At 66.6% G+C, this 22,971-nt stretch carries 23 protein-coding genes and 1 tRNA gene; 15 read left to right on the plus strand and 9 right to left on the minus strand.

From position 1 onward, the window contains the following. Window positions 1–100 precede the first annotated feature (100 nt). The 6 genes from DD559_RS17420 (at window position 101) to trxB (ending at window position 4,703) form a co-directional block, all read left to right on the plus strand. On the plus strand, window positions 101–568 hold the full coding sequence (locus DD559_RS17420) for an Lrp/AsnC family transcriptional regulator (protein WP_116470281.1): 468 nt from the start codon (window positions 101–103) through the stop codon (window positions 566–568). A 168-nt stretch (window positions 569–736) separates the two neighbouring features. Next, entirely contained in the window at window positions 737–2,668 is a 1,932-nt protein-coding gene (locus DD559_RS17425; RefSeq protein WP_116470282.1) for a potassium transporter Kup, read from the plus strand. Beyond that, on the plus strand, window positions 2,665–3,177 hold the full coding sequence (locus DD559_RS17430) for a 2'-5' RNA ligase family protein (protein ID WP_116470283.1): 513 nt from the start codon (window positions 2,665–2,667) through the stop codon (window positions 3,175–3,177). Before DD559_RS17425 ends, DD559_RS17430 begins: the two co-directional genes overlap by 4 nt. Window positions 3,178–3,234: 57 nt before the next feature. Further along, a tRNA-Met gene (locus tag DD559_RS17435) sits at window positions 3,235–3,311 on the plus strand. Between the two features lie 146 nt (window positions 3,312–3,457). Then, entirely contained in the window at window positions 3,458–3,595 is a 138-nt protein-coding gene (locus DD559_RS19895) for a hypothetical protein (RefSeq protein ID WP_165831135.1), read from the plus strand. Window positions 3,596–3,731: 136 nt separating this feature from the next. Next, window positions 3,732–4,703, plus strand: coding sequence for a thioredoxin-disulfide reductase (trxB, locus tag DD559_RS17440; RefSeq protein ID WP_116470284.1), 972 nt, complete (start codon window positions 3,732–3,734; stop codon window positions 4,701–4,703). Window positions 4,704–4,706: 3 nt separating this feature from the next. On the opposite strand, the gene DD559_RS17445 is transcribed toward trxB, so the two are convergent. Genes DD559_RS17445 through DD559_RS17455 form a run of 3 tightly spaced genes read right to left on the minus strand, consistent with a single transcriptional unit; the run spans window position 4,707 to window position 6,324 of the window. Beyond that, window positions 4,707–5,444, minus strand: a complete 738-nt coding sequence (locus DD559_RS17445) for an alpha/beta fold hydrolase (protein ID WP_116470285.1) — start codon at window positions 5,442–5,444, stop codon at window positions 4,707–4,709. Further along, the gene (locus tag DD559_RS17450; RefSeq protein ID WP_116470286.1) at window positions 5,432–6,070 is read right to left on the minus strand and encodes a hypothetical protein; all 639 of its coding nucleotides are present in this window, start codon (window positions 6,068–6,070) and stop codon (window positions 5,432–5,434) included. Before DD559_RS17450 ends, DD559_RS17445 begins: the two co-directional genes overlap by 13 nt. Then, window positions 6,067–6,324 (minus strand): acyl carrier protein, encoded by a 258-nt coding sequence (locus DD559_RS17455; RefSeq protein ID WP_165831136.1) that lies wholly within the window; start codon window positions 6,322–6,324, stop codon window positions 6,067–6,069. Before DD559_RS17455 ends, DD559_RS17450 begins: the two co-directional genes overlap by 4 nt. Window positions 6,325–6,412: 88 nt before the next feature. Between DD559_RS17455 and DD559_RS17460 the strand changes: the two genes are divergently transcribed. From DD559_RS17460 to DD559_RS17480, 5 genes are all read left to right on the plus strand, one after another. Then, on the plus strand, window positions 6,413–7,900 hold the full coding sequence (locus DD559_RS17460; RefSeq protein WP_206364538.1) for an acyl-CoA ligase (AMP-forming), exosortase A system-associated: 1,488 nt from the start codon (window positions 6,413–6,415) through the stop codon (window positions 7,898–7,900). Further along, the gene (locus DD559_RS17465; RefSeq protein WP_116470288.1) at window positions 7,897–9,117 is read left to right on the plus strand and encodes a pyridoxal-dependent decarboxylase, exosortase A system-associated; all 1,221 of its coding nucleotides are present in this window, start codon (window positions 7,897–7,899) and stop codon (window positions 9,115–9,117) included. Before DD559_RS17460 ends, DD559_RS17465 begins: the two co-directional genes overlap by 4 nt. Window positions 9,118–9,125: 8 nt before the next feature. Then, complete coding sequence (locus DD559_RS17470; RefSeq protein ID WP_116470289.1) at window positions 9,126–10,031, plus strand: ExeA family protein; 906 nt, start codon at window positions 9,126–9,128, stop codon at window positions 10,029–10,031. Between the two features lie 173 nt (window positions 10,032–10,204). Then, complete coding sequence (gene asnB / locus DD559_RS17475; protein WP_116470290.1) at window positions 10,205–12,091, plus strand: asparagine synthase (glutamine-hydrolyzing); 1,887 nt, start codon at window positions 10,205–10,207, stop codon at window positions 12,089–12,091. Window positions 12,092–12,212: 121 nt separating this feature from the next. Then, the gene (locus DD559_RS17480) at window positions 12,213–12,836 is read left to right on the plus strand and encodes a superoxide dismutase (protein WP_116470291.1); all 624 of its coding nucleotides are present in this window, start codon (window positions 12,213–12,215) and stop codon (window positions 12,834–12,836) included. 40 nt (window positions 12,837–12,876) lie between these two features. Here the strand turns inward: DD559_RS17480 and DD559_RS17485 are convergent, their stop codons facing one another. The 4 genes from DD559_RS17485 to mtaB are packed head-to-tail and all read right to left on the minus strand — an operon-like array spanning window position 12,877 to window position 17,415. After that, the gene (locus tag DD559_RS17485; protein ID WP_116470292.1) at window positions 12,877–14,634 is read right to left on the minus strand and encodes a chloride channel protein; all 1,758 of its coding nucleotides are present in this window, start codon (window positions 14,632–14,634) and stop codon (window positions 12,877–12,879) included. A gap of 6 nt (window positions 14,635–14,640) precedes the next feature. Continuing rightward, a complete protein-coding gene (locus DD559_RS17490) occupies window positions 14,641–15,219 on the minus strand; it encodes an inner membrane-spanning protein YciB (RefSeq protein ID WP_116470293.1) in 579 nt (192 codons plus the stop codon). Between the two features lie 37 nt (window positions 15,220–15,256). Then, complete coding sequence (ftsY, locus tag DD559_RS17495) at window positions 15,257–16,192, minus strand: signal recognition particle-docking protein FtsY (protein ID WP_116470294.1); 936 nt, start codon at window positions 16,190–16,192, stop codon at window positions 15,257–15,259. Continuing rightward, on the minus strand, window positions 16,189–17,415 hold the full coding sequence (mtaB, locus tag DD559_RS17500) for a tRNA (N(6)-L-threonylcarbamoyladenosine(37)-C(2))-methylthiotransferase MtaB (RefSeq protein ID WP_116470295.1): 1,227 nt from the start codon (window positions 17,413–17,415) through the stop codon (window positions 16,189–16,191). The genes ftsY and mtaB overlap by 4 nt, the downstream gene beginning before the upstream one ends. Here mtaB and DD559_RS17505 point away from each other — a divergent pair. Beyond that, on the plus strand, window positions 17,415–17,993 hold the full coding sequence (locus DD559_RS17505) for a DUF924 family protein (protein ID WP_116470296.1): 579 nt from the start codon (window positions 17,415–17,417) through the stop codon (window positions 17,991–17,993). The genes mtaB and DD559_RS17505 overlap by 1 nt on opposite strands. Here DD559_RS17505 and DD559_RS17510 read toward each other — a convergent pair. Continuing rightward, window positions 17,968–19,542, minus strand: coding sequence for a putative bifunctional diguanylate cyclase/phosphodiesterase (locus DD559_RS17510; RefSeq protein WP_116471009.1), 1,575 nt, complete (start codon window positions 19,540–19,542; stop codon window positions 17,968–17,970). The genes DD559_RS17505 and DD559_RS17510 overlap by 26 nt on opposite strands. 268 nt (window positions 19,543–19,810) lie before the next feature. On the opposite strand from DD559_RS17510, the gene ffh reads away from it, so the two are divergent. The 3 genes from ffh (at window position 19,811) to rimM (ending at window position 22,292) form a co-directional block, all read left to right on the plus strand. Further along, window positions 19,811–21,292, plus strand: a complete 1,482-nt coding sequence (ffh, locus tag DD559_RS17515) for a signal recognition particle protein (protein WP_116470297.1) — start codon at window positions 19,811–19,813, stop codon at window positions 21,290–21,292. A 48-nt stretch (window positions 21,293–21,340) separates the two neighbouring features. Further along, the gene (rpsP, locus tag DD559_RS17520; protein WP_026008873.1) at window positions 21,341–21,727 is read left to right on the plus strand and encodes a 30S ribosomal protein S16; all 387 of its coding nucleotides are present in this window, start codon (window positions 21,341–21,343) and stop codon (window positions 21,725–21,727) included. 61 nt (window positions 21,728–21,788) lie between these two features. Next, entirely contained in the window at window positions 21,789–22,292 is a 504-nt protein-coding gene (rimM, locus tag DD559_RS17525; RefSeq protein ID WP_116470298.1) for a ribosome maturation factor RimM, read from the plus strand. A 27-nt stretch (window positions 22,293–22,319) separates the two neighbouring features. On the opposite strand, the gene DD559_RS17530 is transcribed toward rimM, so the two are convergent. Beyond that, window positions 22,320–22,919: a hypothetical protein gene (locus tag DD559_RS17530; protein ID WP_133243854.1), complete on the minus strand. Its 600-nt coding sequence runs from the start codon at window positions 22,917–22,919 to the stop codon at window positions 22,320–22,322. Window positions 22,920–22,971: the final 52 nt, after the last annotated feature.

Consider the following 22,971-nt stretch of genomic DNA (forward strand, 5'->3'; position numbering starts at 1 on the left):
GCGAAGGCGGGGCGCAAATCCCTGCAAAGATCGTCTTGCGATATCCGCGTTTTCGCATGAATATTGCGGATTCAAACAGATTACGCAAAGATCATGCGCGATGGATCGAATCGACACAGAAATTCTGAAATCGCTCGCCGCCGATGCGCGCGCCTCCGTAAGTCAGGTGGCGGCGACCGTGGGCCTTTCCCAATCGGCCTGTACGCGCAGGATCCAGGCGCTGGAGGCCAATGGTCTCATCCGTGGCTATGGCGCCCGGCTGGGGCATCGGCGCCTGGGCTTTCGGGTAACCGCACTGGTGGACATCACCCTGGGGACCCAGGTCGAGGAGGACCTTGCCCAGTTCGAAGCGGCGGTGGGGCGAATCGATGGCGTGGTGGAATGTGCGCTGGTTTCGGGCGGGCAGGATTACCGGCTCAAGATTCTCTGCCGCGATCTCGACGATTATGAGCGATTGCATCGCGAACAACTGGGCCGGTTGCCCGGAGTCGTGACGATCAACAGCAGCTTCGTCTTGCGCGAGGTGCCGACGCGGGGGGAAGCCGACGCATTATTTGCCAGCCCATAGCGAATAATGCCCGTTTTGGAACGTACCGTGCGCTGATGCGTCTCCTACCCCCTGACAGTGATGTTGATAGGGCATGTTGCACATGCTAACGGCCCGCATCCTGATGATGATGAGAACACAGGTCTCTATGGCCAGGTCGGTTCGCTCCCTTCAGCGTCAGTCGCAACGGTGACCACCGTTGTGACCGGAGACGCTGCCGCGCTCCCCTCCGATTCGGAACCATTGGGCGATCATGGCCACGGCCATGACGCGACGTGGAAACTCGCGCTCGGTGCCATCGGCATCGTGTTCGGCGACATCGGCACCAGCCCGCTCTATGCGTTTCGTGAGACCTTCGCGAACGAGCATCACGAACTGCCGCTCGACACGCCGCATGTGCTGGGCGCGATCAGCCTGATGTTCTGGTCGATGATGGTGGTGGTGACGCTGAAATACGTGACCATCATCATGCGGGCGGACAATAAGGGCGAAGGCGGCAGCTTGGCGCTTCTGGCGCTGATTTCCGGTCGTGGCGGCCAGCGCCGCTGGACCCAGGGGATCGTATTGCTGGGCGTGTTCGCCACCGCATTGTTCTATGGCGATTCGATGATCACGCCGGCCGTGTCGGTGCTGTCGGCGGTGGAGGGCCTGGCGGTGGCTGCGCCCGGCTTCCACCGGCTCGTGGTGCCGATCGCGGTCGTGATCCTGGTGTTGCTGTTCTCGATCCAGCGAACCGGCACCGCGCGCGTGGGCACGTTCTTCGGCCCGGTGATGATGCTGTATTTCCTGGTCATCTCCACGCTGGGCGTGATCAGCGTGGTGCAGACGCCGTACATCCTCCAGGCATTCTCACCGCACCATGCGGTACATTTCTTCACGCTCGATCCGCTGCGCGGCTTCCTGGCGCTGGGATCGATCGTGCTGGCCGTGACCGGTGCGGAGGCGCTGTACGCCGATATGGGCCATTTCGGCCGGAAGCCGATTCGGATTTCGTGGCTGTGGTTCGTGCTGCCGGCGCTGATGATGAACTATATGGGGCAGGGCGCGCTGCTGATCCGCGATGCGGAGGCGCTGCGCAGCCCCTTCTACCTGCTCGCTCCGGAGGCGCTGCGGCTGCCGCTGGTGGGCATCGCCACCGCCGCCGCGATCATCGCCAGCCAGGCGGTGATCTCCGGGGCCTTCTCGGTCACCCAGCAGGCGATTCAGCTTGGCTTCGTGCCGCGCCTGCGGATCGATCATACCAGCGCCGCCACCGCCGGGCAGATCTACATCCCGATCATCAACTGGGCGCTGATGATCATGGTGATCCTGCTGGTGCTGACCTTCCAGACCTCGTCCAACCTGACGGCGGCCTATGGCATCGCCGTCACCGGCGCGATGCTGATCGACAATTGCCTGCTCGCGGTCGTGTTGTTCAACCTGTGGCACTGGAAGAAGCGCTACGCCATCCCGCTGCTGACCATTTTCTTCGCTGTCGACCTTGCCTATTTCGCGGCCAACCTGACCAAGGTGCCCGATGGCGGCTGGTTCCCGCTGATGGTGGGCTTCCTCGTCTTCACCCTGCTCACGACATGGGCGAAGGGGCGCAAGCTGATGATCGCCCGGCTGCGCGAAAGCGCGATGCCGGTGCAGATCTTCATCGAATCGGCCGCCAATGCCGCCACCCGCGTGCGGGGTACGGCGGTGTTCATGACGTCGACCCCCGATGGCGTACCGCACGCGCTGCTTCATAATCTGAAGCATAACAAGGTGCTGCACGATCGCGTGATCCTGCTGACGGTGAAGATCAGCGACGTGCCCTATGTGCCTGAGGAAAAGCGCATGATCGTGGAGGATCTGGGCAAGGGCTTCCACCGCATGATCCTCTATTATGGTTTCATGCAGGAGGCAGACGTGCCGGCGGCGCTGAAATCCGTCGATGCGTGCGGGGCCGAGTTCAAGATGATGGAGACCAGCTTCTTCCTCGCGCGCCAGACGCTGCTGCCCTCCTCCCGTCCGGGCATGATGATCTGGCGCGAGAAACTGTTCGCCTGGATGCTGCGCAACGCAGAAAGCGCGATGGAGTTCTTCCGCCTGCCCACCAATCGCGTGGTCGAACTGGGCAGTCAGGTCGAGATTTGAGCGGGCCGCCGGCCCCGCTGATCGTGACCGCATTGTTCGGCAAGGCGGACCAGGCCTGGTTCGATTCGCTGCGCCGTGCCCATTTCCCGCCCGAGCGGAACCAGCTGGATGCGCACCTGACGCTGTTTCATCACCTGCCGCCTTCGGTGGCGGAGGAGGTGAAGCACCGGCTGGCGCAGGAAACGTGCGGCATCCGCGCGCTGCAGGCCAGGGTGGGGGGCCTGATGTCGCTCGGCAGGGGCGTGGCCTATCGAATCGATTCGCCCGAGCTGGTGGCGATTCGCGCCCGGCTGGTGGACGCGTTTGCCGGCCTGCTGACGCCGCAGGACGCCGGGCGCTGGCGCCCGCATGTGACCATCCAGAACAAGGTGACGCCGGCGCTTGCGAAGGCGCTCCTGGCCGCACTGGAACGCGATTTCCAGCCGCGGCGCGTCGAAATCACCGGTCTGGCGAGTTGGTGGTATCGCGGTGGCCCCTGGGAATTGCATTCGCGGCATATGTACGCTTGACCGCTCGAAAAGTGGACTCTATGTGGCCTGCCTCGCCCGAACGGGTCGCCTTGGTAGGGCGGAGTAGCTCAGTTGGTTAGAGCACGGGAATCATAATCCTGGGGTCGGGGGTTCAAGTCCCTCCTCCGCTACCACTTCACTTCCGAAAACCTGACGATCCGGCTGCAATACGGCTTGCAGCCGCGCATGGCATCGTTAAGCATATTCCCGGAAGAGTCACCGGTTCCGAACACGTTATAAGAAGAACCGGAGAGAGGTCGTCTGAAACGGAGCGCCGTAGATGCGTGCATTGTATGAATTGCCGCCTGAGCAGGTTGAAGGGCGTGGGGTCGATCCGGCGGCTTCGGGTAGCCTGTTGATCATGGCGGTTGGCACGGTGGTTTTCTGGGCGGGTGTCGTGCTGCTTGTTCTGCGCTGAGTCGCGAATTTCCCTTGGGGCCCTGGTAGCTTTCCTGTTCCCGCACGGCGTTGCACGACAATCGGGCCACGCCATGTTGCTTCTCGTGGTGCCCTGTCCCTAGAAGCGGCACCGAAAGATTCGACGGAAAGCACCCATGACTGCAACCCACTCCACCCGCATGTTGATCCTGGGCTCTGGCCCAGCCGGCCTTTCGGCCGCCATTTATGGCGCGCGCGCCGGGCTCGCGCCCATCGTCGTGCAGGGCATCCAGCCCGGCGGCCAGCTGATGACCACGACCGATGTGGAGAACTATCCCGGCTTCCGCGAAGTGATCCAGGGGCCTTGGCTGATGCAGGAGATGCAGGCGCAGGCGGAACATGTCGGTGCGCAGATGATGTGGGACACGATCGTCGAGGTCGATGTAAGCCAGCGCCCGTTCCGCATGGTGGGCGATAGCGGCACTGTCTATCTGGGCGACGTGCTGGTGATCGCCACCGGCGCGCAGGCCCGCTGGCTGGGCCTCGATTCGGAAGAGCTGTTGAAGGGCAAGGGCGTGAGTGCCTGCGCGACCTGCGACGGCTTTTTCTTCCGCGGCAAGAAGGTGGCGGTGATCGGCGGCGGCAATACCGCCGTCGAGGAAGCGTTGTACCTGACCAACCACAGCCATGACGTGACGCTGATCCACCGCCGCGACACCCTGCGCGCCGAAAAGATCCTGCAGCAGCGGCTTCTCGCCAATGAGCGGATCAACGTGCTGTGGAACAAGCAGGTCGAGCGCTTCATCGGCGGGGGGCAGCCCGAGGGGCTTGTCGCGATCGAACTGAAGGACACGGTGACGGGCGAGCTTTCGACGCTGGAGGTCGATGGCGGGTTCGTCGCGATCGGGCATCATCCGGCGACCGAGCTGTTCCGCGGACATATCGCGCTCGACAGCGATGGCTATATCGAAGTGGAGAAGGGCACCACGCGCACCAGCGTGCCCGGCGTGTTCGCTTGCGGCGACGTGATGGACAAGCAGTATCGCCAGGCGATCACGGCGGCCGGCACCGGTTGCATGGCGGCGCTCGATGCGGAGCGCTTCCTTGCCGAGGCCGATTTCGAGACGGTCGCCCAGGCCGCCGAATAGCGGCTATTCGGCGAGCGTTTCCAGGATCCGTTCGTAGAGCCAGGCTTTGTCGCTCGTGCCGGCAAAGCTGTGGCTGGCCGTGTTGAACTGCTTGCGCCGGATGCGGGCGCCGAGCGCGGCGAAGGCCGGGCGATGCAGCACATCGGCAAAGGCGGAACCAACGGGGTCGCGCGTCGCCAGCAGCACCGTGATCGGCATTTCGGCAGCGGCCAGCGCTTCGGCGACCCGAGCCAGCAGGCCGGGTTCTGCATCCTCGCGCCGCCCGCCAATCCTTCCGATCATCTGGCGCATCCAGCCCCGCGAATCGCCGGGATCGACGGCGTCTGCCCTTGCGGTTTTCGCGGCTGGCTTGATCAACGGATTCGCCAGCACCAGGGCATCGATCCGGGCCTCGGCGTGGAAGAGTGCCAGCGCCGTCGCACCATCGCCATTGCCGAACGCGACCACGCGGCGCAGCGATGCCTCGCGCCGAAAGGTCCTGGCGGCGGCAGCGATATCGTCGGCGCTGCCTTCGAAGCCCATGTTGACCCCGCTCGAATCGCCGACGCCGCGGCGATCGAAGCGAAAGACCGGGAATCCCGCCGCCGCGATACGATGGGCCAGAAGCGACATGCTGCGATGCGGCCCCGCGCGGACCTGATTGCCGCCGGATACGATGAGCAGCCCCGTCTGGCCGGCCGCCCCATCCAGCGCACCCACCAGCATGTCACCGAGGCAGGGGAAGGCGATCAGGCTTCGCACGCTCGCACCCAGGCAGCGATATCGTCCGCTAGCAACGCTGCGAGAACCAGGTCATTCTCCGGTTCGGGCTGCCGCCATAATGCGGTGCCGGGCACGGCGTGGTCGCAAGGCCGAAGATCGGTATCCAGCCGCACGGTACGTGCCGCTTCGATATGGCATTCCGGTAACTCTTCCAGAAACGCGTCCGGCAGGCGATGGCCGCCATAGCCCGGCATGTCGTCTGCCCGATGCAGGCGCTGGAGCGCGCGGAACAGTTCCGCGCCCGTCTGTGGCGCGAAGTGCCAGCGTCGACGGATCACCACCGTGCCGTCGAGCAGGGCGCCGCTGCGAAGCGCGAGCGAATAGGCGCGCTTTCCCGCGGTCCGCGCCGCCGCGGCGAACGCGGCGCGCAGATCGGAAATCGCGATCCGATCGGTGGGAACCAGACTGTCGCCGGTCCCTGGCAGTTCGGGTAGCACGCCGGCAATGCCCTGTTCCGCCAGCGCACGGAGGATGGAGACGACGAACGCGCGGGTGCGGTTCGCCTCCTCGAACAGCGGCAATGCCGCTACGACGACCGGGCCGCTGCCTGGCCCGAAGCGCAGCATCGCTTCGCGGCCGCCAGCCCAGTCATAGGGTTCGATCACCCCAAGGCCTTCTGCGTCGCGAAGCGGGTGAGCGCGCCGAAGCTTTCCAGCATCTCGCCATCCACCTCGTCATCCTCGATCAGGATGCCCAGGCGATCCTCCATTTCCGTGAGCACGCCGGCCACGGCGAGCGAATCGAGCTCCGGCAGGGCACCGAACAGCGGCGTTTCCGCGTCGAACGTGGCGACGCGATCTTCGCTCAATCCCAGCACGTCGCGCAGCACATCGCGAACGGTGTTTTCGACTTCGGACATGCCTTCAGGCCGCAATGGGGATCCCCTGCAAGATTTTTGCGCTTCCGTAAGGCTTGGCGGCGGCGCTGCCAAGACTATGGGTGACGACATGATCGCACTGGACCCTGCACCCCATCTTATAGACGCGCTGCCGCTTCGCGGCGCGCCGGATGCCATCGCTCTGGCAGATAAGGTCGGCATGATGCGCTTCGCCGAGCTGGAGGCGGCGGTTGGAAGTATCGCATATGGGATCGCGGCGCGGGGCTGGGCGCCGGGCGAGCGCGTGGCCAGTTGGCTGCCGAAGACGCGCGCTGCCTGCCTTTTGCCGCTCGCCGCGCCACGCGCGGGCATGGTGCATGTGCCGATCAATCCGGTACTGAAACGCGCGCAGGTGGCGCATATCCTGCAAGACAGCGGCGCCCGGATGCTCGTCACGCAGGCTTCGCGGCTTGCGGCGCTCGAACCCGGCGATGTACCAGCCGGCTGCACTGTCGTTATCGAGGAGGAACTGGCAGGCAGCGACGCGATGCCCCCGGCCAGCGGCGATCCTGCGGCGCTGGCGGCGATCCTTTATACATCGGGCTCGACCGGGCGCCCCAAGGGGGTGATGCTCTCTCACGCCAATCTCTGGCTTGGCGCGGTAAGCGTCGCCCATTATCTGAAAATCGCCCCGCAGGATCGGGTGCTGGGCGTCTTGCCGCTCAGCTTCGATTACGGCCAGAATCAGCTGTTTTCGAGCTGGGTGGCGGGGGCGTCGATCGTGCCGCTCGATTATCTGACGGCGCGCGACGTGGTGAAGGCAGTTGAGCGGTTCGACATTACGACCTTGGCCGGTGTACCGCCGCTTTGGGTCCAGTTGCTCGAAACGGCATGGCCGGCCGAAACGGCGGCGCGGTTGCGCCGGTTGACCAATTCCGGCGGTGCGCTCACCCCCGCGATGGTGCGGGCGTTGCGGCAGCAGTTTCCCGCTGCCGAACTGTTCGCGATGTATGGCCTCACCGAAGCGTTTCGATCGACCTATCTCGATCCTGCCCTGATCGATGCGCATCCGGATTCGATCGGACGGGCGATCCCTTTCGCCGAAATTCTGGTGGTGGATGCGGCCGGGCGACGGGCTTCGCAGGGCGAACTCGTCCATGCCGGGCCGTTGGTCGCGCAGGGTTATTGGCGAGATCCCGAACGAACGGCGTTGCGGTTTCGGCCGGCGCCCGAATCGTCGGCCTATGGCGGTATCGCGGTCTGGTCGGGGGATAGGGTGACGGAGGATGCGGACGGCCTGCTGCGATTCGTGGGACGAGAGGATGAGATGATAAAATCCTCCGGCAACCGGATCAGCCCCACCGAGATCGAGGAAGCGGTATTGGCGGGAGGCGAAACGAGCGAAGCGGCAGCCTTCGGCATCCCCGATGCCCGCTTGGGCCACGCGATCCTGGTGGTGGCGCGGGGCGATGGGAGCGGCGAAGCGGCGCTGCGCGAGCGGCTACGCCGAGAATTGCCGATCTTCCAGCAACCGGCCCGATATCTTTGGCGGGAGAGCTTGCCGCGCAACGCCAACGGCAAGTTGGACCGCGCGGCGTTGAAGGCGGAACTGCTATGAACGCGAAACCGATCGGCCCGATACCGGCCGACTATGCCGGCGGGCCGCAACTGATCGTTGGCGGCCGTAGCGCGGCGGACTGGGCAGCGGCGGGGACGCCGCTCTACCTCTATGACGGGCCGGCGATCGCGGCACGGATCGCACGGTTCCGCGCGGCCTTCCCGTCGCAGGTGGTGCTGCATTATGCGATCAAGGCCAATCCCTTTCCCCCGCTGATCGCGGCGATCGCGCCGCTGGTCGACGGCATCGACGTGGCCTCGGCCGGGGAAATGGCGCGCGCGCTGGCGGCGGTGCCGCCGGACGCGATCAGCTTTGCCGGCCCCGGCAAGCGCGACGCAGAGCTGGCGGCGGCGATTTCCGCTGGGGTGACGCTCAATCTCGAATCGGAAGGCGAGTGTGCGCGCGCGCTGGCGACCGGCGCGCGGCTGGGAATCGTCCCCCGGTTGGCAGTGCGCGTGAACCCCGATTTCGAACTTCGTGGATCGGGGATGAAGATGGGCGGGCGTGCATCGCCGTTCGGGGTGGATGCGGTACGCGTGCCGGCGCTGGTGCGACATATCCTTGCCGCGGGCGCCGATTGGCGGGGCTTTCATATCTACACCGGGTCGCAGGCGCTGTCCGCGGAGGCTGTGATCGAGATGCAGGGAGCGACGGTCGCGCTCGCCGCCCGGCTGGCGGACGAGATCGGCGCATGTCCGCCGCTCGTCAACCTGGGCGGCGGGTTCGGCATTCCCTACTTTCCCGGCGATATCCCGCTCGACATCGCGGCGGTGGGCGCGGCGCTGGCGTCGGCGCTGCGCGGCTTGGAGACGCACTACGCGATCGAACTCGGCCGCTGGCTGGTGGGAGAGGCCGGCATCTACCTGGCGCGCGTGATCGATCGCAAGGAAAGCCAGGGGGAGACGTTCCTCATTGTCGATGGAGGACTGAACCATCATCTGGCCGCCACGGGCAACTTCGGAACGGTGGTGCGGCGCAACTACCCGGTCGCCGTGGCACACCGGATGCAGGACGCGCCGGAAGAGATTGTGAACATTGTCGGGCCGCTCTGCACGCCGCTGGATCGGCTGGCGGATCGCGTTGCCTTGCCGCGAGCGGAGGTGGGCGATCTGATCGCGATCTTCGCATCCGGGGCCTATGGCGCGACCGCGAGCCCGCAGGCATTTCTGGGCCATCCTCCCGTCTGCGAAACGCTCGCCGCGCAGGCGCCGGTCTGAAGGGCGCCATGCACGACGACTATTACGGACTGCGCGAGCCGGCGTTCCAGCACGCGCCGGATCCCCGCTTCTGGTTCGAGACGGCGGCCCATGGCCGGGCGATCACGCGGTTACGCCAGGCGGTGGAACAAGGGAAAGGCGTGGTCGTCGTTACCGGCGATGTCGGTATGGGCAAGACGATCTTGATGCGGCGTCTGGCCGGCGAGATCGATGTTGGACGGCACCGCGTGCACCAGATCGCTGGCGGGGCGCTGCAGGTGGAAGGGCTGCTCCGCCTGGCGGCGCCGCCTTCGGGCCGGCAAGGCGGGCGCACGCTCCTGCTGATCGACGATGCGGACGCATTGTCCCCCGATTGCCGGGAGATACTGTCGCAGGTTTCGGCCCAGCCGGATCGTTCGCCGGTTCAGCTGTTCCTGTTCGGCGCGCGGGAACAGCCCGGCGGTAGCGTCCGCCGGCCCGCCACCGTGCAGCTTTCCGCGCTGGCGGAGGAGGAAGTCGAACCCTATCTCCGCCACCGCCTCTACCGCGCTGGCGGGCAGGGCCGGCCCGGCTTCACCGACGAGGCGTGTCGGGCGCTGCACCGGCTTGCCGGGGGCGTCCCGCGGGGGCTGAACCAGATCGTGGCGCGATTGCTGCGGCACGGCGCCGCCGCACAGATCGACATGTTCGGCGCGCCGGACGTGGCGGCGGCGATCGAGGAGATGGCGGCCGACATCGCCTCCGGCGCGTCGGCTGCCCCGGCCGACGCCGGGGAACTGCGCGCGCTTTCCGAAAGGGTGGCCGAGCTGGAGGACCAGTTGTGCACACAGCAGCAAAAGCTTCGGCAGGTGATGCAGGTGCTGGTCGACTGGCTGGAGCAGGATGAGGAACGTCGCACGATCGGGCTGCAAGCGCTGCGCGACACGCTGCTCTGAGCTAATTCCGGGTCTTCTACCGCGCGCCGACGCCGCTGGGGCGCAGGGCGGGCCGTGCGGGGTGGCGCAGCGCAGGCTTGCTTGGTAGCGGCCGTCGCGATGTCGACGGGGAAGTACCAGGGTCTGCTGCGCGATGCGCATGGTCGTTACCAGGTGAGGGATGCGCGCCGCTGATGTCCGGGATCGTCGGCATATTCTATCCCGGCATGGCGAAGCCGATCGATCCGGCGCGGATCGTCGCGATGAGCGATGCTGTTGCGCATCGCGGGCGCGACGGATCGGGGGTGTGGTGCGTCGCGGGCCTGGGCCTCGGCCATCGCCGGCTCGCGACGATCGACGTGGCGGGTGGGGTGCAGCCCATGGCCTTGCCCGATCAACGGCTGGCGGTGGTGTTGGATGGCGCGATCTACAATTTCCGGGCGGTGCGGGCCGAACTGGAAGAGCAGGGGGCGTGCTTCACGACGGAGAGTGACACCGAGGTGCTGCTGCACGGATGGCGCGCCTGGGGGCCTGATCTGTTGCCGCGGCTGGACGGTGTGTTCGCCTTTGCGCTGTACGACGCGGACCGACAAAGCCTGTTCCTGGCGCGGGACCGGTTGGGGGCGAAGCCGCTCCACATCGCCGAACTGACGGACGGGGCGATCGCGTTTTCTTCCGAACTCAAGGGATTGCTCGCCCACCCGATGTTTCGTCGCGCCGCCGATATCCGGGCGGTCGAGGATTATCTCGGCCTGGGGTATGTGCCGGATGATGCCTGTCTGGTCGCGGGCGTGGAGAAGCTGGCTGCGGGACATTTCCTGCTGGTGCAGCGGGGGCGGTCGCGCGGGCGGGCGGTGCGGTGGTGGGATGTCGATTTTTCGCGCCGCGCGCCGGGGCGGACCCGCGACCTGAAGGTCGAATTGCTGGAACGGATGCGCGTGGCGGTGCGGCGGCACATGGTGGCGGACGTTACGCTCGGCGCGCTGTTGCCCGACAGCGTCGAAGGCGCGGCGATGGTCGCGCTGATGGCGGCGAATAGCAAAACCGCGGTGCAGACCTGCACGCTCGGCGATGCTCCGCACGGCGGGGGCGAATCGTTCGCGGGAACGGTCGCCCGGCGCTTTGCTACCCGGCATCGCGACGGTCTTGCCGTTCTCGAGCCAGGGGCCGTACTCGATACGCTGACGCAGGCTTTTGACGAGCCGATCGCCGACGGGGCCGCGGCAAGGGCGTACACATGGTCGGCGTTCGCCCGCGCGACCATGGCGGTGGCGCTGTCGGCCGAAGGCTTGGACGCGGTGTGGCCTGTCCATCCTCGCTCGCGGGCCTTTGTCGCCGAGGAGCGGGTCCGTGCGCTGATGCCGATAGGGCTGCGAGCGCGGGTGCTCGGCGGTCTTGCGGCCGTCTATCCCGAGGCGCAATGGGTGCCGCAGCCGCTGCGCGTCCGGCCGTTGCTGCACGCCTTGGCCGGGGATGGTGCCTCGGCCTATGCGCAGCGGCTGGCGGCGACCGATCCGGGGATGCGCGCCGGCCTGTTCACCGATGCGGCGCGCCGGGCCCTGGCGGGGCACCGTGCCGAGACTCGTACCATCGCGGTGATGCGCGCGGCACCGGCACGCAGCAGCCTCGATCGGGCGCAATATGTCGATATCCGGCATCGGCTGCCCGGCAGCCAACTGGCGATGCTGGATCGATCGGGCATGATGGTGGGGCTGGAGGTGCGCGTGCCGTGGCTGGATCACCAACTTGTCGAATTCGTCGCCAGCCTGCCGGAATCGCTTCGATTGCGCGGGCAGGGCAGGTGGCTGATGCGCAAAGCATGGGCCCCTTGGCTGCCGCGCACCTTGCCGCAGGGCACCGCGGGTGCTGTCGCGCTGCCGCTCGCCGACTGGTTTCGCACAACCCTTGCGGATGCGGCGGCGGCATTGCCGCGCTCACCGGTCCTGCAGCAGACAGGCTGGTTCGAACGGCGTGCCTTCGTCCGGCTTGCCGAGGATCATCGCTCCGGCCGTGCGGATCATGGCGCCTTGCTTTGGCAATTGCTGGTGCTGGATCGCGCCATGACACGGCTGTTCGGCTGATATGCCGGACAAATCGGCTCAATCGATCAGGGGCGAAACAAAAAATGTTGCGGCGCTGGCCTCTCCCATGCGTTAGGCGAGCGCACGACAATCCCTTCCCAACCCCGAACAGGAGGAAGACATGGCCTTCGAACTCCCCGAACTTCCCTATGCCAAGGATGCCCTCGCGCCGCACATGTCGGCGGAGACCTTCGATTTCCACCACGGCAAGCACCACAAGGCGTATGTCGACAACTGCAACAAGCTGGTTGCCGACATCCCCGAACTGGCCGGCGCGAAGCTCACCGACGTGATCGCCTACGCCAAGGACAAGGGCAACAAGGGCCTGTTCAACAACAGCTCGCAGATCTGGAACCACAGCTTCTTCTGGCAGTGCCTGACGCCGAACTATGCGGCGCCGACCGGCAAGCTGGCCGAGATGATCACCCGCGATTTCGGCAGCCACGACGCCCTGATCGAGAAGCTGAAGGCGGAATCGGTCGGCCACTTCGCCAGCGGCTGGGGCTGGCTGGTGCTCGACGGTGACACGCTGAAGGTCACCTCGTTCCATGACGGCGATTCGCCGGTCGCGCACGGTGTGAAGCCGCTGTTCACGATCGACGTGTGGGAACACGCCTATTACATCGACTATCGCAACGCGCGTCCGTCGTTCGTCGACACCATCCTGACCAAGCTGGCGAACTGGGAGTTCGTCGCCCAGAACCTCGACGGCGAAGGCGCGAGCCGCGCCGACCAGCAGGGCTGAGCCCCTTCGGTCCCTCCGCCCGGACTGCCGGGCGGAGGGATCAGTTTTCCCCGTAGAGGTCGCGCTGGGCCTTCTCCAGCTCTTCGGCATAGCGCCGCCGCGCATGGTTCTCGGTGACGAGTCCCAACACCTTGCCATCGCTCGTCAAGACCGCCAGATCGTCCGCCACGCTCGCGTCGAAGGCTTGCAGCACTTCCGCGATCGTCATGTCCGGCGACAGCGCGGTATCCGCGAACTTCGCAACCCCGGACAGCCGATCCGCCGGATCGATCGAAGGGCTCCATACCGCCGCGGTTTCGGCGATTCCGGCATAGTGATCGGCGACGTTGACCAGCACCACCCGCTTGGTCGAACCGAGCGGAAAGCGGGCACGGAAGGTCGCCACGTCGCTGTCCGCCGCGATGGTTGGCACGTCACGGCGCATCATCCGTGCAGCGGTAAGGTTTCGCATCCAGCCCACGTCACGCCCGCTGCGCAGCGTCTCGCCGCGAAGGTGCAGCCGCCAGGTGGAGAAGCTGTAGCCGAACACCTCGCGCACGATCGTGCTGGCGATCAGCGTCGCCGCGATGGTGACGCCGGTGATGCTGAAATCATGGGTTACCTCCAGCACCAGTAGCGACATGGTCATCGGTCCGCCGACCACCGCCACCGCCAATGCCGCCATGCCGACCACCGCCGCGTCGTCGGGCGCGAGATGATGGAGGCCGGGGATCTCGGCGAGTACCAGCTGGTAGAAGCGGCCGATCAGTGCGCCGAGAAACAGCGAGGCGAAGAACAGGCCGCCGCGAAAGCCGAAGCCGAGCGAGACGGCCGAGCCGAGCAGCTTGAGCAGGATCACCAGCCCCAGCGATGCCATCGTCGCCTGCGCGGCCAGATTGATGTCGAGCGCGCCGTGTCCGCTCGACAGCACTTGGGGCGAGAGCAGTGCGAGCGGGATCATCAGCGTGCCCCCAGCCAGCGGTGCCCAGACAGGGCGGATCGGGCTTCGGCGTACGCCGGCTTCGACAAGCGACACCAGCCGCATCAGCGCGATGCCGAAGCCGGCGCAGAGTATGCCGAGCAGGGCATAGAGGAGATAGTCCGCGGTCCCGATCGGATGCACGGTGCCGGCGCCGATCACATAGGGATGGATGCCGAGCGTGCGGGCGATCAGCGCTGCGGTGAGCGAAGCCAGCAGCACGGGTGCAACGATCGCGGGGGTGTAGGCACCCAACACGATTTCAAAGGCATAGAAGGCGCCGGTTAGGGGGGCGCCGAACGCCGCGCCCAGGCCCGCACCGGCGCCCGCCGCCATCAACGTGCGGAGGTCGGCGCGGCGCAGATTGAGCCGCTGGCCTAGCAGCGAGGCGAGGCCGCCGCCCGCTTGGGCATAGGCCGCCTCCAGTCCCACCGAGGCGCCGAAGCCGTTGGAAATCAGCGTTTGGCCGACCACCGTCGCGGTGTCGCGCGCGGGGATGCGGCCGCCATGGAGGGCATTGGCTTCGACCACGTCGATCGTCTTGCGGCGGTGGAGCAGCCATAAGGTGAGCCCGAGCAGCGCGCCGCCGACGGGCAGGGCCAGCAGTCGCAGGGGTGCCAGGTAGCTTGCTGCACTCAAATGTTCCCCGGCCGAAAGGCCGAACAACAGCCGCTGCAGCCCGCGTGCCGACTGCCCGATCGCAATAGCAGCCAGGCTTGCTGCCGCACCGACGCCGATCGCAAGCAGCAGGAACAGCAGCGAGTTCGACCGGATCTGCCGCCGCAGTCCATTCGCCGCGCGCACCGCGTGCAGGGCTGCGGGATGGCGCGGCAGACCCATCCCGGTTTAACCTTCCGGCGGCAGGGGGGCGTTTTCCGGCTTTTCGAGCTGGAGCCCGTGGCGCAACAGCATCGGGATGTTGGCGATCGCGAAGACTAGCGTGACCGGGATGACGATCCAGGTCTTGAAGAACACCCAGCGATCCCAGGTCAGCATATGCCGCGCGACTTCGTTGGCCCCGGCCATCACGACGAAGAACAACGACCAGTTGATCGTCAACAGCCGCCAGCCCTTGGCGCTGAGCCCCGGATAGGCGGATCCCAGCATCGTCTCGAGCAGCGGCTTGTTGGTGACGAGGCCATAGCCGAGGATCACCGCGAACATCACGTAGACGATCGTCGGCTTCACCTGGATGAAGGTCTTGTCGTGATAATAGAGGGTGAGCCCGCCGAACACGAGCACCAGCACGCCGGTGACCCATAGCATCGGGGAGACATGACGGGTCTTCAGCCACGACACGGCGATCGCCACGGCCATTGCGACCATGAAGGCCATCGTCGCGGTCAAGATACGTTCGATCTGCATTCCCGGCGCAAGGCTGTTGACCAGGAAGAACACGATCAGCGGCCCGTAATCGAGTGCCATGCGCAGACCGGCCGAAGTCTGGGGGCGGGCGGTTGGATCAGCCACGGGCCAGTTCCTCCACCCCGGCGATGATGCGGGCGACTTCCTGCGCGTCGAACCCGCGCAGATCGTCCACCTTCTCGCCCACGCCGATCGCATGGATGGGCAGGCCGTATTTCTCCGCCGCCGCAACCAGCACGCCGCCGCGCGCGGTGCCGTCGAGCTTGGTCATGACCAGGCCGGTCACGCCCGCGACTTCCTTGAACACCTCGATCTGGTTGAGCGCGTTCTGGCCGGTGGTCGCATCGAGCACCAGCACCACGTCGTGCGGCGCCGCCGGATTGAGCCGGCCGAGCACGCGGCGGACCTTGGCCAACTCGTCCATCAGCTCGCGCTTGTTCTGCAGGCGGCCGGCGGTGTCGACGATCAGCACGTCGGTGCCGATCTCGGTCGCGCGCTTGACCGCTTCGAACACGATGCCGGCGGCGTCGCCGCCCTCGGCGCCCGACACGATCGGCACGCCGATCCGCTCGGCCCAGGTGCGCAGCTGGCCGATGGCGGCGGCCCGGAAGGTATCGCCCGCGGCGACCATCACGCTGTAATCCTGATCGACCAGCTGCTTGGCGAGCTTGGCGATCGTCGTCGTCTTGCCCGATCCGTTGACGCCGATGACGAGGATCACCTGCGGGCGCGGGAAGGCCTCGATCTCGAGCGGCCTGGCGACCGGCTCCAGCACCTTGGCGACTTCCTCGGCGACGATCACGCGGATGCCGAGTTCTTCCATGTTCCGCTCGAACTGCCCCTCGGCGAGCCGCGCGCGCACCTTGGCGGCGGTGGCGGGGCCGAGGTCCGAGGCGATCAGCGCCTCCTCGATCTCGTCCAGCGTCGCCTCGTCCAGCCGGGCGAGCGACAGGCCGGCGAGGTTGCCGAGCAGCCGATCCGACGTCTTGCGAAAGCCGCCGAGCAGCTTTTCATGCCAGCTGGGTCCGCTCATGCAACCAGCGTTCCGTCTTCGACGCGTGCAATCGTCACGTTCACCGTTTCTCCAGTCTTCCGGGGCGCGGTGAGCCGCACCTCGGCGAAATTTCCTGCATGGCCGCGGTCCCCCGGTCGCTCGACCAGCACCTGCTGGCGGCTGCCGACCAGGGTTTCGAGCCAGGTCGCCCGCTGCGCCGCCGCCGCCGCGCGCAGCCGGGCGGCGCGGTCGCGGATCGTGGCAGGCGCCACCTGCGGCATGCGCGCGGCGGGCGTGCCGGCGCGCGGGCTATAGGGGAAGATGTGCGCATGCACCACGCCGCAATCGGCGATCAGTGCCCGCGTGTTCTCGAACATGCGATCGTCTTCGGTCGGAAAGCCCGCGATCAGGTCCGCGCCGATCGCGATTTCCGGCCGCGCGGTGCGAAGGCGCTCGGCGAGCGCCACCGATTGCGCACGGCTGTGGCGGCGCTTCATCCGCTTGAGGATCAGGTCGTCGCCGGCCTGGAGCGACAGATGGACATGCGGCATCACGCGCGGCTCCTGGCTGAGCAGCGCGAACAGCCGATCGTCGACTTCGATCCCGTCGAGCGACGAAAGCCGCAGCCGCTGGAGCGTCGGCACGTGGCGGAGGATGCGCTCGACCAGCGAACCCAGCGTCGGGCTGCCGGGCAGATCATGGCCGTAGCTGGTGAGGTCGACGCCAGTCAGCACCACTTCACCATGCGCCTCGGCCAGCATCGTGATCCTGTCGATCACCGCGCCGGCGGGCACCGAGCGACTGTTGCCGCGCCCGAAGGGAATGGCGCAGAAGGTGCAGCGATGGTCGCAGCCATTCTGCACCTCCACGAAGGCGCGGGCATGGGTGGAGAAGCTGGCGGCGAGGTGGGGTGCCGTCTCGCGCACGGCGAGGATGTCCTGCACCTGCACCTTCGCGTCGGACGCCCAGGCTTGCGGAAGCAGCTTCTCGGCATTGCCGATCACCCGGTCGACCTCCGGCATTGCGGCGAAGGCCTGCGGATCGATCTGCGCCGCGCAGCCGGTGACGACCAGTTCGGCGTCCGGCCGTTCGCGCCGTGCGCGGCGGATCGCCTGGCGGGTCTGTTTCACCGCTTCGTTGGTGACCGCGCAGCTGTTCACCACGATCGCGTCACGGCCCGTCAGCAAAGCGCGGATCGACTCGCCTTCGGCTAGGTTCAGCCGGCAACCCATGTTAAGGATAAGAGGCGAGGAGAGGGACATTGGACAGCGATCTAGGAGCGCCGACCCGAGAAGTCCACGAGAAGGCCCGCGAGGTACTGGCCTTCTGGTTCGATGCGCTGATGCCCGAACAATGGTTTTCCCCCTCGGCGAGCGTGGATCAGGAAATTGCCGACCTGTTCGGTGCGGATCGCGATGCCGTGCTCGCCTCCGGTGCGGCGGGGTGGAGCGACACGCCGGAGACGCTGCTGGCGGCCATCCTGCTGCTCGACCAGTTTTCGCGGAACATCCACCGCGGCACGGCAGAGGCTTTCGCCGGCGATCCGCTTGCCCGGCAGCTTGCCTGCCATGCGCTCGAACGGGGATGGGACAAGACGATGACCGACGAGCAGCGCCAGTTCCTCTATCTGCCGTTCGAACATGCCGAAGATGCCGAATTCCAGGCGCTGAGCCTGCGCTGCTTCGAGGCGCTCGGCATGGAGGTGCAACTCGCCTATGCCCGCGATCATGCCGACGTGATCCAACGGTTCGGGCGCTTCCCGACCCGCAATGCGGCGTTGGGACGGATATCGACCCCCGAGGAAATCGATTATCTCAGCCAGCCTGGCGCCGGCTGGTAGTCGGTCCGCCGGGCAAGCGCGTGCCGGGCTGCTGGAGCAGCCGGCGTTCGGCAAGCATTCTGCGCGCGCCGGCAATGGGAAGCGGGCGGCCGAAATGCCACCCTTGCGCCTTGGCGCATCCGAGCGCGAGCAGGCGTGCTGCAATCGTTGCATCCTCCACCCCCTCGGCCGTGATCGGCAGGTTCAGGCTTTCGCCCATTCGCACGATGGTATCGACGATCGTCGCCGAATCGGCATCGCGATTGACCAATTGCACAAAGCTGCGATCGATCTTGATGCGATCGAACGGCAGCGCGCGCAGATGGGCGAGGGACGAATAGCCGGTGCCGAAATCGTCGAGCGCGATGCGGATTCCCTGGTTCTTCAGGCTGCCGAGGATCGATTGGGTAAGCGGCAGATTGTCGAACAGCGCGCGTTCGGTGATCTCCACCTCCAGCCGGCTGGCCGGGAAGCCCGTTTCGGTGAGCACCTTGATGATCTTCTGCGCCAGCCAGGCGTCGCGCAGCTGCACCGGGGAGATGTTGACCGACAGCGACAGGGTCGGATCCCAATCGCGTGCCGCCTGGAATGCCTGCGCCATGATCGACAGCGACAGATCGGCGATCAGGCCCGTTTCCTCGGCGATCGCGATGAACCCGTCTGGGCCGATCATGCCCTGCACAGGGTGTTCCCAGCGCGCGAGGACCTCAAAACCTTCGAGCCGCCCGCTGGCGAGATCGACCTGCTGTTCGAAATAGGGAACGATCTCCTCGCCCGCGATCGCAAGCGGCAAGGCGTGTTCGAGCTGCTGGCGCAGCTGCATCGCATCCTGCGTTGCCCGATCGGACCAGGCGAAGCGGCTGCCCTTCATCCGCGTTCCCGCCGTTGCAAGGGCCGCTTCCGCCGATTGCAGCAGCGCCGCCATCGTCGTGCCGTCGCGATCGGAGCGCGCACCGCCCGCCGCGCAGTGCAACTGCACGAACTGGCCATCGATGTCGAAGGGCTTGGCGAGGCTGAGGATCAGCCGGTCGGCGATGCGATCGACGGCGGCGCGCGCATCCGGATCGAACAGGAAGCCGCAGGCAAAGCGGTGGCTCGCGATCTGGGCGGCGAGCGCGAGCGGCGGCATGGTGGCCGCGACTTCTCCAGCGACCGCGCGCAGCAATGCGTCGCCCGGTCGCCGCCCCTGCCGCTCGCCGGCGGACGCCGGAACGTCGATATCGAGTACCAGCACGACCATCGATTTTTCGAGCCGCTGCGCCCGCAGCAGCATTGCCGTGCCCTGATCGATAAAGCGCTGGCGATCGAGGATGTCTAAGGCCGGGCCGCTCTGCACCAGCACGTCCGCCGTTCGCGGCTCGATGGCGAGCGACGCCTCCCGGTGCCGGCTCCAGCCGATCAGCAGCAGCGCCAGGTTCAACAGCAAGGCGACGATCAGTCCCGGTTCCGGCGGTGCGGCTTCATCGGCAAGATACTGCAACAGTCGAGTCGTGATCTGGCCGACCAGCACCAGGACCAGCAGCGTGGAAACGACGCCCAGGAGCGTGAAGGCAAGGCGGTTGCCGCGCATTGGCTTCTGCCGGACCTGTTCCTCCCCGCGCCCCATCTTGCAAATCCCACCCCGGCCGATCCCGTAGCCTGCCATGCGGAACGTATAGATCGGGTTAAACCCGTAGCGGTTGCGTTTCGCCCGGATCACCGCTAAGGGCGACCAACGTTCCTCCGTGAACGCATGACATTTGCCACCCCGAGGGGTGACGCCGGCCGACGAGGTTTCGTCCGCCGGCGTGTTTTGCGTTTGGCGGGACAGAGGCTGAATTTGGAGTGACCTGGGCATCATGTTCGAGAGTTTGAGCGATCGGCTGGGCGGCGTCTTCGAACGCCTGCGCGGACGTGGCGCGCTCAGCGAGGCCGATGTCCGGACCGCGATGCGCGAAGTGCGCGTGGCGCTACTGGAAGCGGACGTTGCGCTGCCCGTCGCCCGCGAGTTCGTCGACAAGGTAACCGAAGAGGCCGTTGGCCAGCAGGTGCTGCGCTCGGTCACGCCGGGCCAGCAGGTCGTCAAGATCGTCCATGACGCGCTGGTCGACATGCTCGGCGCCGATACGGCCGAACTGCATATCGACGTTACCCCGCCGGCGGTGATCATGCTCGTCGGCCTGCAGGGCTCGGGCAAGACCACCACCACCGCCAAGCTTGCCAAGCTGCTGAAGAAGCAGGGCAAGAAGGTGATGATGGCGTCGCTGGACGTCAATCGTCCGGCCGCGCAGGAACAGCTGGCAGTTCTCGGCACCCAGACCGAGGTGGCGACGCTGCCGATCGTGGCGGGCCAGCAGCCGGTCGAGATCGCAAGGCGCGCGCTCCAGTCGGCGAAGCTCCAGGGCTTCGACGTGGTGATGCTCGACACCGCCGGTCGTCTCCATGTCGACCAGGCGCTGATGGACGAGATGAAGGCGGTGGCCGACATCTCGCGCCCCCAGGAAATCCTGCTCGTCGTCGACTCGCTCACCGGCCAGGACGCGGTGAACGTCGCCAGCAACTTCTCGGCGCAGGTGCCGCTGACCGGCGTGATCCTGACGCGGATGGACGGCGATGCCCGCGGTGGTGCGGCGCTGTCGATGCGCGCAGTCACCGGCCAGCCGATCAAGTTCGCGGGCATGGGCGAGAAGCTCGACCAGATCGAGCCGTTCCACCCGAAGCGGGTGGCCGGCCGCATCCTGGGCATGGGCGACGTCGTCAGCCTCGTCGAAAAGGCTGCGGCCGCGATCGACCAGGAAGATGCCGAGCGCATGGCGAACCGGCTCGCCAAGGGCCAGTTCGACATGAACGATCTGCGCGCGCAGCTGGCGCAGATGCGCAAGATGGGCGGCATCGGCGCGCTGGCGGGGATGATCCCCGGCATGAAGAAGGCGCAGGCCGCGGTCGACCAGGTCGGCGGCGACAAGGTGCTGCTGCGCATGGACGCGATCATCAGCTCGATGACGCCGAAGGAACGCGCCAAGCCCGAACTGCTCAACGCCAAGCGCAAGATCCGCATCGCCAAGGGCAGCGGCCTGACCGTGCAGGACGTCAACAAGCTCATCAAGATGCATCAGGAGATGCAGACCGCGATGAAGCGCCTGAAGAAGATGGGCGGCCTGAAGGGCATGCTGGGGATGCTCGCCAAGGGCGGCCCGGGCGGCGGCATGGGCGGCATCGGCAATGCGCTGGGCGGCGCCGAGATGGGCGAGATGATGGACAAGGTGGGCGCCGGTCTGCCGGGTCTGCCGGGCGGTGCCAAGCTGCCGCCGGGCTTCGAGAATTTGCTGAAGAAGAAGTAATTTAGTTCAACCTGTTTCAATCGTATCTTTAGAAGGAAGTGAAGTAGAATGGCTCTCTCCATGCGTCTGTCGCGCGGCGGCTCCAAGAAGCGCCCGTACTATCGGATCGTCGTTGCTGACGCCCGTGCGCCCCGCGACGGCAAGTTCATCGAGAAGATCGGCACCTACAACCCGCTGCTCGCCAAGGATTCGCCCGAGCGCGTGAAGCTGGACGGCGATCGCGCCAAGTACTGGCTGGGCGTTGGCGCGCAGCCGACCGATCGCGTGCTCCGCTTCCTCGATGTCGCCGGCATCAAGGAGCGTCCGGCCCGCAACAACCCGAAAAAGGCCGAGCCGGGCGAGAAGGCCAAGGAGCGCGCCGAGGAGCGTGCGGAGAAGGCCAAGGCAGCCGCCGAAGCCGCTGCCGCCCCGGCCGAAGAGGCTGCCGAGGCCTGAGGCTGAACGCCTCTCCCGTCCTTGGGCGGGGGAGGCGCTTCGTGCGTCGCTCGATCGCGTCATGTCCAAACCCTCTTCGTCCTCGAACCGCGGCGATCGTCCGGTGACGCTTGCCGCCGTGATCGGTGCGCACGGCATCGCCGGCGAGGTGCGGCTGAAGGTGTTTGCCGAGGATCTGGCGGCGCACAAGAGCTTCAACGGCGGCACGCTGACGCTCAAGTCGGTGCGCGGGGGATCCAATGGCGTGATCGCCCGCTTCGCCGAAGTGGCCGACCGCAATGCCGCCGAGGCGCTGCGCGGCACCGAACTGACGGTGCCGCGTGCCGCCCTCCCGCCGCTGGGTGAGGGCGAATATTACCATATCGACCTGCTCGACCTGCCGGTGGTGGACGAGGACGGGGCACCTATCGGCCGTGTCGTCGCGATCGACGATTACGGCGCGGGCGACGTGATCGAGATCGAGCGCCCCGACGGCAAGCGCTTCATGGTGCCGATGCGCCCCGAGGCGGTGCCTGCCTGGGATGACGAGAAGCTCGTCGTCGCAAGCACCTTTCTGGAAGTCTGACCGGGCTGATGCCGGCGATATGCGTGGCTATTGTGGGTCGCGCATCTGCCCCAGCGATCCGTTGAGCGTCGCATTCACTCCCTGAACCGGTGAAATCGTCACCGAAATCATGTCGTGCAGCCGGCCCGGCGCACGCTGTTCCACGCCGCGCGGCACATACCAATAGTGGGTGGTGACCGCCCCATGTGCTGTCTCGTCCGGCGGGCCGAACCGCTGCGCCATCGCGGCCGCGAAGCGCCGTCCTTGCGCCAGGTTGCGCTCGCGATCGGCGAGGGCGGATGGTCGGTCGTTCAATGCCATCCAGCCCAAGGTCCGGTGCGGCTGCCTGCCGTCGAACTGGAGCATCACCATCCAGCGATCGTGCCGTAGATAGCAGAGGAGGGCAGAAGGGTCTTCGCTTCGGGTATCTTCGGCATCGCTTGCCGTGGTGCATGTCGTCCGTTGGTACCCACGCCGCACCAGCGCCGCGTCGACATCCGCCTCGGGCATGCGCGGGGCGATGCCCTCCATCGCATAGCCGCGCCATTCCGCGGCCGAACCGTGGATCTGCTCGTGGCTGGGATCGGGCGCGCGCGCGTTGCATCCTCCCAGCAGGAGCAGCGGCAAGGCGAGGCAGGGCAGCTTCATCGGCATCCGGCGCTATCGCACGAAGAGCAGTTCGGCGAGCATAACGCGACCA

Source organism: Sphingomonas pokkalii, from assembly GCF_003096275.1.
GTDB classification, from domain to species: domain Bacteria; phylum Pseudomonadota; class Alphaproteobacteria; order Sphingomonadales; family Sphingomonadaceae; genus Sphingomonas; species Sphingomonas pokkalii.